The sequence below is a fragment of the Pseudomonas sp. MM227 genome (genome assembly GCF_947090715.1).
GTDB classification, from domain to species: domain Bacteria; phylum Pseudomonadota; class Gammaproteobacteria; order Pseudomonadales; family Pseudomonadaceae; genus Aquipseudomonas; species Aquipseudomonas baltica.
Map to the genome: position 1 here is coordinate 4,431,560 of NZ_OX352319.1, position 12,475 is coordinate 4,444,034.

Annotated in this window: 11 protein-coding genes; 3 read left to right on the forward strand and 8 right to left on the reverse strand. The window is 61.0% G+C overall.

The window, feature by feature from the left end:
* Nucleotides 1-22: 22 nt before the first annotated feature.
* On the forward strand, nt 23-472 hold the full coding sequence (locus tag ONG87_RS20185; protein ID WP_264381924.1) for an EVE domain-containing protein: 450 nt from the start codon (nt 23-25) through the stop codon (nt 470-472).
* A 117-nt stretch (nt 473-589) separates the two neighbouring features.
* Here ONG87_RS20185 and ONG87_RS20190 read toward each other — a convergent pair whose 3' ends face one another.
* Nucleotides 590-1,930: a Fic family protein gene (locus ONG87_RS20190; protein ID WP_264381925.1), complete on the reverse strand. Its 1,341-nt coding sequence runs from the start codon at nt 1,928-1,930 to the stop codon at nt 590-592.
* An 80-nt stretch (nt 1,931-2,010) separates the two neighbouring features.
* Nucleotides 2,011-2,427 (reverse strand): flagellar basal body-associated protein FliL, encoded by a 417-nt coding sequence (locus ONG87_RS20195; RefSeq protein WP_192059406.1) that lies wholly within the window; start codon nt 2,425-2,427, stop codon nt 2,011-2,013.
* A gap of 248 nt (nt 2,428-2,675) precedes the next feature.
* On the opposite strand from ONG87_RS20195, the gene glpT reads away from it, so the two are divergent.
* Nucleotides 2,676-4,022 (forward strand): glycerol-3-phosphate transporter, encoded by a 1,347-nt coding sequence (gene glpT / locus ONG87_RS20200; RefSeq protein WP_122479901.1) that lies wholly within the window; start codon nt 2,676-2,678, stop codon nt 4,020-4,022.
* A gap of 19 nt (nt 4,023-4,041) precedes the next feature.
* Here the strand turns inward: glpT and ONG87_RS20205 are convergent, their stop codons facing one another.
* The 6 genes from ONG87_RS20205 to trxA all read right to left on the reverse strand — a co-directional run bounded on the left by ONG87_RS20205 (nt 4,042) and on the right by trxA (nt 11,372).
* On the reverse strand, nt 4,042-4,716 hold the full coding sequence (locus tag ONG87_RS20205) for a gamma-glutamylcyclotransferase (protein WP_122479902.1): 675 nt from the start codon (nt 4,714-4,716) through the stop codon (nt 4,042-4,044).
* A 260-nt stretch (nt 4,717-4,976) separates the two neighbouring features.
* Nucleotides 4,977-5,948, reverse strand: a complete 972-nt coding sequence (locus ONG87_RS20210) for a CDP-6-deoxy-delta-3,4-glucoseen reductase (RefSeq protein WP_264381926.1) — start codon at nt 5,946-5,948, stop codon at nt 4,977-4,979.
* Nucleotides 5,948-7,414, reverse strand: coding sequence for a 4-hydroxy-3-polyprenylbenzoate decarboxylase (ubiD, locus tag ONG87_RS20215; RefSeq protein ID WP_264381927.1), 1,467 nt, complete (start codon nt 7,412-7,414; stop codon nt 5,948-5,950). Before ubiD ends, ONG87_RS20210 begins: the two co-directional genes overlap by 1 nt.
* A gap of 72 nt (nt 7,415-7,486) precedes the next feature.
* Nucleotides 7,487-9,451, reverse strand: coding sequence for an acyltransferase family protein (locus tag ONG87_RS20220; protein WP_264381928.1), 1,965 nt, complete (start codon nt 9,449-9,451; stop codon nt 7,487-7,489).
* A gap of 99 nt (nt 9,452-9,550) precedes the next feature.
* On the reverse strand, nt 9,551-10,810 hold the full coding sequence (gene rho, locus ONG87_RS20225) for a transcription termination factor Rho (RefSeq protein WP_043192255.1): 1,260 nt from the start codon (nt 10,808-10,810) through the stop codon (nt 9,551-9,553).
* A gap of 232 nt (nt 10,811-11,042) precedes the next feature.
* A complete protein-coding gene (trxA, locus tag ONG87_RS20230; RefSeq protein WP_043192254.1) occupies nt 11,043-11,372 on the reverse strand; it encodes a thioredoxin TrxA in 330 nt (109 codons plus the stop codon).
* A gap of 318 nt (nt 11,373-11,690) precedes the next feature.
* Here trxA and ONG87_RS20235 point away from each other — a divergent pair, with 318 nt between their 5' ends.
* Nucleotides 11,691-12,473: a transporter substrate-binding domain-containing protein gene (locus tag ONG87_RS20235; RefSeq protein ID WP_264381929.1), complete on the forward strand. Its 783-nt coding sequence runs from the start codon at nt 11,691-11,693 to the stop codon at nt 12,471-12,473.
* Nucleotides 12,474-12,475: the final 2 nt, after the last annotated feature.

Here is a 12,475-nt window from a genome sequence, read left to right on the forward strand (position 1 = left end):
ACATTATTGAGGAACACTCGCCATGGCCTATTGGCTGATGAAATCCGAGCCTGACGAATTGTCCATCCAGGGCCTAGCCACGCTTGGCCAGACGCGCTGGGACGGCGTACGTAACTATCAGGCACGCAACTTCATGCGCACCATGGCCGTTGGCGACCATTTCTTCTTCTATCATTCCAGCTGCCCCGAGCCAGGCATCGCCGGCATTGGTCGCATCGTCGCGAGCGACTATCCCGACCCCACTGCCCTGGATCCGGACAGTCATTACTTCGATCCCAAGGCCAGCACCGAGAAGAACCCCTGGACTTCGGTGGATGTAGCCCACGTCGAAACCTTCGACCCCGTGCTCGGGTTGGCCTTGTTGAAGCAGCAGAGCGGACTTGCCGAACTTGCGCTGGTACAAAAAGGCAGCCGGCTTTCGGTGATGCCGGTAACGGCACAGCAGTGGGAAATTGTGCTGGGATTGCGATAGAAGGCTATGTCGAACTGGCCATGACGTTACGCTTCTGGCCCTTGCTCCACATAGCCGCAGTGCGCCATGCGTACCTGCATAGCGCGTTGTGTGCGCAAGGCTTAACCTTTTCAGCGTCTAACGATGCAGCCCCGTCTGCGCCAAAGAAAACACCCACTCACGTCCATCCTTGCGTTTCTGAAACAAACCTAAATCCACAAGACCGTTGAGTACCGAAGCTGCCGTATTGTACGAGCAGCCCAAGCTCTCTTTCAGGTTCACAGCCGTGAACTTCATCCCCTTCTCGTTGCTAGCCACCTGCAGTACGGTTTTCTGCTTGTCGCTCAGCTGTGCATACAAACCACTGTCGAACAGGAAGCGATTGAATGAGTTCATATCGGCCAGCGTTTTTTCGTAGGCTTCTTTGAAATCCGCGATGCCGCGAATGATCGTGCGACTTTGGTAGTCGACGAAATACGTCAGGTCCATATCGTCTGTTTCGGTATAGAGATAACTCTTGCCGTACTGCACAGGGGCGGCCTTGAGCAATTTGCTGATAGCTATGTAACGAAAGGCAGCGAAATCATGCTTGAACATGAACCAGTAGAACAATGACCGGGCCACCCGGCCATTGCCGTCGTGAAAAGGGTGCTCATAGCCAATGGCAAAGTGCAGGACGATCGCCTTGATCAGCGGATGCAGGTAACGATTGGTCCTGAACTCACCATGGTTGCTGTTGGCCCATTCGGCCAAGGCTTCCAGCCGCGACTCCAGACCGCGTGCTGGCGGTGGTGTATGCACCACATTGCCATCGCCGTCCTGGACCACTACCTCATCGTTAACGCGGAACACACCTGGGTGATAATGCTCGTCATCGATGTTCTCCACACCCACTTGGTGGATCTCGGCGATCAAATCAGCACTCAGCGGTCGTGTGCGATGCTCCCACACGAACTGCATCATCCGATAATTGCCCAGAATCATCTTTTCATCTGGAGTGCGCGGACCTCGCTGACGCCTGAGCAAGTCCTTGGCCACTTGGGTCGTGGTCGATGCACCCTCCAACTGGCTACTGCTGATGGCCTCGTCTTCTATGAGGTCGTTGAGCAGGTACGTCACGTGTTTCTGCTCACCGATCTTGTTGCTCATCCACTCCAATGCAGCACCCGTAGTGTGCCGGTCAGTCTCGGAGGTCGCGGCATGGATCGCTGGCGTCAGTAGCAGTTGGCATTGATGTGCAGGCTGACCCAGTACAATGACGTCGCTCAGTTGCCGTTCACGCGCCAACTTCACCAGCGACCACACCAGTTCATGGTTCAGTCCTTCAGGAATGCGGAAACGAAGCTTGTCGAAATGCTGATACCGGCCCTTGCCATCCAAGGGCGCGTTGAGAGCCAGGTATTCAGCTATGCGCTCCGGACAATCCCGAGCAATGCGTTGAAGCGGATCGCGGATAACGGCGGGAGGGATCTTGAACATCGCTGTCTCAAAACTCAGTGATTTTGAGACAGCCTACGCCAATGGCAATCTTCTGTCCGCCTTGCTGCAAAACAATCAGTTCACTGCACGATCAGGTTATTGAACAGCAGGTCTTCGACGATAGGCTTGCCCTCTTCGTCGTTCATCACCTGCTGCAATTGCTTGAGGGCTTCCTGACGCAGTTTCTCCTTGGCTTCGACGTTGCCCATCGATTCGGCGGTCTGCTGTGCGAACAGTGCTACCAATTGATTGCGCAGCAGCGGGTCCTGGCGCTTCACGGCAGCTTCCGCTTCCGCGCCGGTGACCTTCAAGGCGATGTCCGCCTTGTACACGTGCAGCTTGGGGCCGCCGTCCAAGGCGTAGTTGCCCACGAACGGTGGGGTCATGCCGATATAGGCAACTTTGGGCGCTGCGTTCTCGCCCTCTTTGGCTGCCTCGTTGGCCATCACGGCGGTCGGCAGGGCCAACGCCAGCCCTATGAATACCCAGGCTTTCATCACATATGTCTCCGCAAGATCGTGTGCTGACTGTATCGGCCAGCACGGGCGATTCAGTAGCTCGTTCGAATCCACTGGGCTGAAACGATTATGCAGAAGCGTCAAGCGAGTGGGTAAACAGAACTGAACCGCTTAAGTTCGCATTGCAACATTTTCGCAAACTCCGCTGGGCGGTAATTCGTTTTATTTTCGGTAACGAAACTGTAACATTCGAATCCGCAGCAAATAACAATAAATGGAGTTTGTGAATGTTCGCCTTCTTCCGCCCCGCCCCGCATCGTGCAGCCCTGCCCGATGAAAAGATAGACAGCACCTACCGTCGCCTTCGCTGGCAGATCTTCGCCGGGATATTCATCGGTTACGCCGGTTACTACCTGCTGCGCAAGAACTTCTCGCTGGCCATGCCCTACCTGATCGAAGAACAGGGCTATACCCGAGGCCAACTGGGCTTGGCGATGTCGGCCATCGCCATCTCCTATGGCCTGTCCAAATTCCTCATGGGGATCGTGTCCGACCGCTCCAACCCGCGCTACTTCCTGCCATTCGGGTTGCTGGTTTCCGCCGGCGTGATGTTCGTCTTCGGCTTTGCGCCGTGGGCAACGTCAAGCGTCACCATGATGTTCATCCTGCTGTTCATCAACGGCTGGGCGCAAGGCATGGGCTGGCCGCCGAGCGGCCGGACCATGGTGCACTGGTGGTCGCAGAAGGAACGCGGCGGCGTGGTGTCGGTGTGGAACGTGGCGCACAACGTCGGCGGTGGCTTGATCGGCCCGCTGTTCCTGCTCGGCATGGGCTTGTTCAACGATTGGCACGCAGCGTTCTACGTACCGGCCGCAGTTGCCCTGCTGGTGGCCCTGTTCGCCTTTGCGACCATGCGCGACACACCGCAATCGGTCGGCCTGCCGCCCATCGAGCAATACAAGAACGATTACCCGGAAGGCTACGATTCAAGCCACGAAGAAGAATTCAGCGCCAAGGAAATCTTCGTCAAGTATGTGCTGCGCAACAAGATGCTCTGGTACATCGCCTTGGCCAACGTGTTCGTCTATCTGCTGCGCTATGGCGTACTGGACTGGGCGCCGACCTACCTCAAGGAAGCCAAGCACTTCACCGTCGACACCACCTCATGGGCCTATTTCTTCTATGAGTGGGCCGGTATTCCCGGCACGTTGCTGTGCGGCTGGATGTCGGACAAGATCTTCCGTGGCAACCGTGGGCTGACCGGCGTGGTGTTCATGGCGCTGGTGACCGTGGCAACCCTGGTGTACTGGCTCAACCCGCCCGGCAACCCGACCGTGGACATGATCGCGCTGGTCTCGATCGGCTTCCTGATCTACGGCCCGGTCATGCTGATCGGCCTGCAGGCGCTGGAACTGGCACCGAAGAAAGCGGCCGGCACCGCCGCGGGCTTCACTGGTCTGTTCGGCTACCTGGGCGGCTCGGTCGCCGCCAGCGCGGCGATGGGTTACACCGTGGACCACTTCGGCTGGGACGGTGGTTTCGTCCTGCTGATCGGCGCCTGCCTGTTGGCGATCGTCTTCCTGATCCCCACGCTCTGGCACAAACAGGTGGCCAGCACCCAGCGTAACGCCTGACGCAAGGCGTGAAGCGCCGTCAGGGCAGGAATTGCTGCGAGGCTTGAGTGCAGCTGCCCTGGTGGCAACGCTTGAGCCTGGCTTCCAGGTTCTTGTCCGGCATTGCGTGATTGCGCAGGGCACTGATGGTTTGCTCGACGTAATCGCGGGTGCTGCCAAATCGCCCGCTGGCACTGTCGAGAATCTGCGTCAGCAGGTTATCCGGCAGGTTGCCTGCATAGCTGGGCAAATGCCGCTCCAATACGAACCCCAACGCCTGCACCTTGGTGCCGTCTTCAAGACGGCAGTTGAGCCAATGCGGGCGGTACGAGGGATAGGGCATCTCGCGCTTCCACAGCGCCAGCAGCGAATTCTCCAGATCTTCCTGAGGCAAGCGATAGGCGAACCCGGCGCATGAGCCGCCTCGGTCCAGACCGAATACCAGGCCGGGTCGCTCGGGTGTGCCACGGTGTTCGTGGGACCACAGGTACAGGCCCCGGTGATAGCCATGCACACGCGCCCGGCGCCGCTCGGCGGCGCTGCATTCGGGCCGCCAGATGAGCGAGCCGTAGGCGAACAGCCAGACCGGCCCGCCACGATGGCGCCGCATCGTGGTGTCCAATGAATGAAGAAGTTGCTCGTGGGTCAATTGCGGCCCGAGATCGAGCGACGGCGGATAGACCACATTCAAGTGCGCAGTTTCGAGTACCGACATAAGCAGTCGCCTGTTATCCCCGTAAGATTGCAATGAAGCCCAACTCTAACGCATTGCAACTGCCGCGTTCCTACCGTATGGCAGATAGATCAATAAATACAAGCGCTTATAATCAACTTCAAATAAATAAGTTATAAGCACCAAACAGGCTCACGGACACATCGACGTGCACGATTTCACAGCAATGCCACTGCGTCAGGTTCGACGCAGGCATCACGACAGCAGAAGCAGGCAACGAAATGACGCAGGGCCAGTGGCAATCAGGCGGGCCGCGGCGCGTAGGCAAAGACGTCGGCACGCATCTGGTGCGCATCCATCCCGGCGTTTACCAGGGCATCGAGCGTGGCGTAGATCATCGCCGGTGAACCGCTGCCATAGACATGCACGGCGGTCAGATCGGCTATGTCTTCGCAGACCGCTTCATGCAGCATGCCGCAGCGCCCTTCCCAGCCGCACAGGTCGCTCACCACCTTGTTCAGGAACAGGTTGGGCAACTGCTTCCATTGCTCCCAATGTTCCAGCGCATAGAAATCCTCGGGCCGACGTACACCCCAGTACAGATGCACCGGATGCTTGAACCCCGCGCGACGGCAGTGCTCGATCAGGCTGTTCATCTGCGCCATGCCCGTACCTGCAGCAATCAGCACCAGCGGCCCGTCCGGCAACTCGGCCAGGTGGGTATCGCCATAGGGCATGTACACACGGGCCATGCCATTGCGCTGCAACTGCTCGATCAAGCTCTGCGCACTGGCTTCGCGGACCAGTACGTGCAGCTCCAGGTCGCGCCCGCTGTGGGGTGCAGAGGCCAGGGAGAAGGCCGACTTTTCGCCGTTGTCGCGCTCGATCATCAGGTATTGCCCGGCATGGTAGCGCGGCGGCTTGCCGGCCGGCGCACGCAGGCGCACGCGCCAGACATCGCCGCCGATATCGACGCAGTCGATCAGCTGGCAGGCCAGGCTACGCACCGGCAGCTCGCCCTTGGCCAGTACGCCGTCCCAGAGGATCACGCAGTCTTCCAGCGGCTCGGCGATGCAGGTATGAAACTCGCCGCGGTCGATCACCGCGCCCTCCTCGCGAACACTGCCTTCCACCAGCACCGCGCTGCACACATGGCAGTTGCCATTGCGGCAGCTCTGCGGGCAGTCATAGCCCAGACGCTGCGCGGCCGCCAGAATCCGCTCACCGGGCAGGGTTTGCAGCACCACGCCCGAAGGTTGCAAGGTCACACGCATCAATCTATTCCCAACTGATTCCAGAGTTCATCGATGCGGCGGGTCACGGCCTCGTCCTTGACGATGACCCGACCCCATTCGCGCGTAGTCTCGCCCGGCCACTTGTGCGTGGCGTCCAGGCCCATCTTGGAACCCAGGCCGGACACCGGCGAGGCGAAATCCAGGTAGTCGATCGGCGTGTTGTCGATCAGCACGGTATCGCGCTTGGGGTCCATGCGCGTGGTGATGGCCCAGATCACGTCGTTCCAGTCGCGGGCATTGATGTCGTCGTCGGTGACGATGACGAACTTGGTGTACATGAACTGCCGCAGGAACGACCACACCCCGAGCATCACCCGCTTGGCGTGCCCCGGGTACTGCTTCTTCATGGTCACCACCGCCATGCGGTACGAGCAGCCTTCGGGCGGCAGGTAGAAGTCGGTGATTTCCGGGAATTGCTTCTGCAGGATGGGCACGAACACTTCGTTCAGCGCCACGCCCAGGATCGCCGGCTCATCGGGTGGCCGGCCGGTGTAGGTGCTGTGGTAGATCGGCTTGATCCGGTGAGTGATGCGCTGCACCGTGAACACTGGAAACTTGTCGACTTCGTTGTAGTAGCCGGTATGGTCGCCATACGGCCCTTCGTCGGCCATCTCGCCCGGATGAATCACCCCTTCCAGGATGATCTCGGCAGTGGCCGGCACCTGCAGGTCGTTGCCGCGGCATTTCACCAGCTCGGTGCGGTTGCCGCGCAGCAGCCCGGCGAACGCGTACTCGGAGAGGCTGTCGGGTACCGGCGTCACCGCGCCGAGAATGGTCGCAGGGTCGGCACCCAGGGCCACGGCCACGGGAAACGGCTGGCCAGGGTGCTTGTCGCACCACTCGCGGTAATCCAGGGCGCCACCGCGATGGCTCAGCCAGCGCATGATGACCTTGTTGCGGCCGATCACCTGCTGGCGGTAGATACCCAGGTTCTGGCGTTCCTTGTTCGGCCCCTTGGTGACGGTCAGGCCCCAGGTGATCAGGGGTGCCACGTCGCCCGGCCAGCAGTGCTGCACGGGCAGCATGCCAAGGTCGACGTCGTCGCCTTCCAAGACGATTTCCTGGCAAGGCGCGTCCTTCACCACCTTGGGGGCCATGGCGATGATCTTCTTGAAAATCGGCAGTTTCGACCAGGCATCGCGCAGGCCCTTGGGCGGCTCGGGCTCCTTGAGGAACGCCAGCAGCTTGCCGATCTCGCGCAGCTCGCTCACCGATTCGGCCCCCATCCCCATGGCCACCCGCTCCGGCGTGCCGAACAGGTTGCCGAGCACCGGGATATCGAAGCCGGTGGGCCTTTCGAAAAGCAGGGCCGGGCCCTTGGCACGCAGCGTGCGGTCGCACACCTCGGTCATTTCGAGCACCGGCGAGATGGGCACCTGAATGCGTTTCAACTCTCCGCGCTGCTCAAGCTGCTGCACGAAATCCCGAAGATCCTTGAATTTCATCGACCATGCCAGTTAGAAAATAAGCGTACATCCTACCTGCTCTGGCGGCCGCTGGCAGCCGCCGGCTGGGCTTTAATGGGAATTGCCAGGCGCTGGCGCGTGTACGGGCGCAAGCAGCGGGGCGAACAAGGGCGCCACGAACCCGGCCGCGTCGTCACCCAGGTGGTTGTCGTCCATGTACAGCGAACGCCCGGCAGACTCGGCCACGCAGGTCATGCCATCGGCGCAGAACAGCTGGGTCGTATCGAGGATGCGCACCTGGGGATCACTGGCCGCCAGCTCGGCGAACAGCCCCTGCATGACCGCCTGACGCTGTCGGTGTTCGCGCAGCGGGCGCCCGATGCCGTCGGTCGATCGCTGGAGCATGGCCAGGCGGCTCAGCCGGTAAGGTGCGTTGGCGTTCTGCAAAGGGACTTCATCGAGCAGCCAGACCCGGCTGCCCGCCTGGCGCAAGGCTCGGACTTCGCGCTTGAGCGCCTCGGCCATCTGCACCGGCGCATCGGTACCGGGCAAGCGATAGGTCAGGTCGCCATGCTCGTCGCCATACAGGTACAACGTCCAGCGCGCGACCAGCACCACGTCGCGCTGCGGCGCCTGTGCGATCACGCTCCGGACCTGCGCATTGAACTGCCGGCACAGGTCGTTGCGCTCCAGCCCCGCGACCGGTACGCAGCCGGCCGAGCTGGCCAGATCGAGTGCCTGCCCGGTGCGCTCGCTATGCACGCGCAGTGCCGGCATCAGCGCGGCTGCATGGCTGTCGCCCCAGATCAGCGGTGGCAGCACGTCTTTGCTTTGGCGTCCAAGGTGACAGATGAGGCGTTCGGGCGCAGTGGTTTTTTCGAACATGCAGTCACGCTGCCCGGCATGCCATTCGCCGGCCTCGGCGTAGGCCAATGCCTGCGCCGACAGCCGCGACGGTACGCCATCGCTCCAGCGCAGGGATTGCCCCGCCAGGCCCACCACCACCATGGCCAGCAATGCGGCCAACAGCGCCTGACGCGGCTGGGCCAGCCAGCGCCGACCGCGCAGGGGCGTTTCGACCCAGCGCCAGGACAGGTAGCCGAGCAGCAGACTGCCCAGGATCAGCGCAAGGTTTTCATGCCCAGCGATACCGTCCACGGCGGCATAGTCGGCGAATACGTGCACCGGCCAGTGCCACAGGTACCAGGAATAGGAGATCAAGCCCACCGCCACCATCGGCCGCGTGCCCAGCAGCCGTGACAGCCAGGTCGGCTGGCCGGCGCCGGACCAGATGATCGCCAGCGTGCCCAACACCGGCAGCAGTGCCGCCATGCCGGGGAACGCGGTACGCCAGTCATAGCAGGCAATGGCCACGCCCACGGCAGCGATCCCGGCGGTGGCCACGCCCTGACGCACGGCCACTGTCAGCGGGCGCTGGAACACCGGCGCCACCGCTAGCAGGCTGCCGGCCAACAGTTCCCACGCGCGCGCCGGCAATAGAAAGAATGCCTGCGCCGGGGCTTGCTGAACCTGCCAGACGCTCACCGCAAACGATGCCAGGGCAATGCCGAACAAGCCTCTGCGCCACGCCTTCACATACCGGCCGAGCACGGCCAGCAACAGCGGCAAGAGAATATAGAACTGCTCTTCCACCGCCAGCGACCAAGTGTGCAGCAGTGGTTTAAGCTCCGAATCGGTATCGAAATAGCCGTCCTGCCGGGCGAACAGCACGTTGGACATGAACATGGCCTGGTAGCGCGCCGAGCGCCCCAGCTCTTCATAATCACGCGGCACCAGCAGGAACCAGCCAACGACCAGACAGGCTACCACCATCACCACCAGGGCGGGCAGGATCCGCCGCGCACGGCGCCCCCAGAACTCCACAAAACTGAAGTGGCCCGAGGCACGCTCGCGGCAGATGATCGAGGTGATCAGATAACCCGAGATGACGAAGAACACGTCAACGCCGACGAACCCGCCGGCAAAACCCGGAATACCAAAGTGGAACAACACCACGGCAATGACCGCCACGGCGCGCAAGCCGTCGATGTCACGTCGATAGGCTAGGTGAGTCATAACAATCCTTGTCGGCCGAACGGGTCTGGCATGGCTATGCAACGTTGAAAATGCGAATGGCGCCGCAAGGGCGCCATTCGGATCAAGCAGCGGGTGGGCTTACTTGCGTTTCATCGACAGGAAGAACTCGTCGTTGGTCTTGGTCTGCTTGAGCTTGTCGATCAGGAACTCGATGGCCGCCACTTCGTCCATCGGGTGCAGCAGCTTGCGCAGGATCCACATGCGCTGCAGTTCGTCGTCGGCGGTCAGCAGCTCTTCGCGACGGGTACCGGAACGGTTGATGTTGATGGCCGGGAAGACGCGCTTCTCGGCGATCTTGCGGTCCAGGGGCAGTTCCATGTTGCCGGTACCCTTGAACTCTTCGTAGATCACTTCGTCCATCTTCGAGCCGGTTTCGACCAGCGCGGTGGCGATGATGGTCAGCGAACCGCCTTCCTCGATGTTACGCGCGGCACCGAAGAAACGCTTGGGCTTCTCCAGGGCATGGGCGTCGACACCACCGGTCAGGACCTTGCCGGAGCTCGGGATCACGGTGTTGTAGGCACGCGCCAGGCGAGTGATGGAGTCGAGCAGGATGACCACATCCTTCTTGTGCTCGACCAGGCGCTTGGCCTTCTCGATCACCATCTCGGCCACTTGCACGTGGCGGGTTGGCGGCTCGTCGAAGGTCGAGGCGACCACTTCGCCGCGCACGGTGCGCTGCATCTCGGTGACTTCTTCCGGACGCTCGTCGATCAGCAGGACGATCAGGTGGCATTCAGGGTTGTTGCGCGTGATGTTCGACGCGATGTTCTGCAGCATGATGGTCTTGCCCGCTTTCGGCGGAGCGACGATCAGGCCACGCTGGCCCTTGCCGATCGGTGCGCACAGGTCGATGACACGACCGGTGAGGTCTTCGGTGGAACCGTTGCCGGCTTCCATCTTCATGCGCACCGTAGGGAACAGCGGCGTGAGGTTTTCGAAGAGAATCTTGTTTTTCGCGTTTTCCGGACGGTCGAAGTTGATGGTATCGACTTTCAACAGGGCGAAATAACGCTCGCCTTCCTTGGGCGGGCGGATCTTGCCGACGATGGTGTCGCCGGTACGCAGGTTGAAGCGGCGGATCTGGCTGGGCGAGACGTAGATGTCGTCTGGGCCGGCCAGGTACGAGGCGTCAGCCGAACGCAGGAAGCCGAAGCCGTCCTGGAGAATCTCCAGCACGCCATCACCGGAGATTTCCTCACCGCTTTTGGCGTGCTTCTTCAACAGGGAGAAAATCACATCCTGCTTGCGCGAACGGGCCATATTTTCTATGCCCATCTGTTCGGCCATTTCGAGCAGATCGGTGATCGGCTTTTGCTTGAGTTCAGTCAGGTTCATAAGGGAATGACGTAATCATGTATGGAGGGGAGAAATTAAGCTTTGGGCTTAATGAGGCCGCGCCGCAGAGAAGGCGACAGGATCGCGTACTGATTCGAGTAGGAGTGCGTCGGCGACGGCTTGCAGGGGGCAGAGGAGAAACCAATGCGAGGCCGAATGTAACACCTCGATTTGTAGGCGTCCAGTATCGCGCCCAGAAAAAAGCCCCGACGAATGCGGGGCCTTTCAGGTATCAGATATTGGCATCCAGGAAGGCTGCCAACTGCGACTTGGACAGCGCGCCGACCTTGGTCGCCTCGACGTTGCCGTTCTTGAACAGCATCAGCGTCGGGATACCGCGCACGCCATGCTTGGCCGGGGTTTCCTGATTCTCGTCGATGTTGAGCTTGGCGACGGTCAGCTTGCCCTTGTAGGTTTCGGCGATTTCGTCGAGCACCGGGGCGATCATCTTGCACGGGCCACACCATTCGGCCCAGTAGTCGACGAGTACAGCACCGTCAGCCTTGAGTACATCTGCTTCGAAGCTGGCGTCGCTGACGTGCTTGATAAGGTCGCTGCTCATGGAGTGTCTCCGTGGTCATATTCGGAAAGAAAAACGTGGCCCATCATAGCGGCACAGCGCTGCTACAGGAAGCCGATGATCATTGATCATCACTATGAACATCGGTGATACAGGCAATGGAACCCCGCTCGGCGCACCAGGAATGACCGCAGGCACTGGCCAGTGCGCTCCGCAACGGTGCGCGGCCAGCCCGGCACAGAGCACTCGTGGCAGCTCGAACCCCGATCCCACGCCGCGGCGCCCGCCCCCTGCCCCATTCTGGCACGCGCTGTGCTACCTCCCTGGCAACCTCGACTCGATCGCAATCGGAGTATCGCCATGATTTCGCGCTGCAGCCTGCTGTTCACCACCCTGGTCGCCAGTTTCATGCTGGGCCAGGCAGCCCACGCCGATGGCCTGAGCGACATCACCGAGCGCGGCACCTTGCGCGTTGCCGTGCCGCAGGATTTCCCGCCGTTCGGCTCGGTCGGCCCCGACATGCAACCGCGCGGACTGGACATCGACACGGCCAAGCTGATCGCCGACCAACTCAAAGTGAAGCTGCAGCTCACTCCGGTGAACTCCACCAACCGCATTCCCTACCTCACCACCGGCAAGGTCGACCTGGTGATCTCCAGCCTGGGCAAGAATGCCGAGCGTGAACAGGTCATCGATTTCTCCAGTGCCTACGCGCCGTTCTACCTGGCCGTGTTCGGCCCGCCGGAAGCGCCGATCGCCACGCTGGACGACCTCAAGGGCAAGACCATCAGCGTGACCCGTGGCGCCATCGAAGACATCGAGCTGAGCAAGGTCGCGCCCGAAGGCCTCACCATCAAGCGCTTCGAAGACAACAATTCGACCATCGCCGCCTACCTTGCCGGCCAGACCGACCTGATCGCCAGCGGCAACGTGGTGATGGTGGCCATCTCGGAAAAGAACCCTAAACGCATTCCAGCCCTGAAGATCAAGCTCAAGGACTCGCCGGTGTACGTGGGCATCAACAAGCAACAGCCCGAGCTGCTGGCCAAGGTCAATCAGATCATCGCTGCGGGCAAGAGTGACGGCAGCCTGGAAAAGAATGCGCAGACCTGGCTGAAGCAGCCGCTGCCCGCCGACCTCTGATT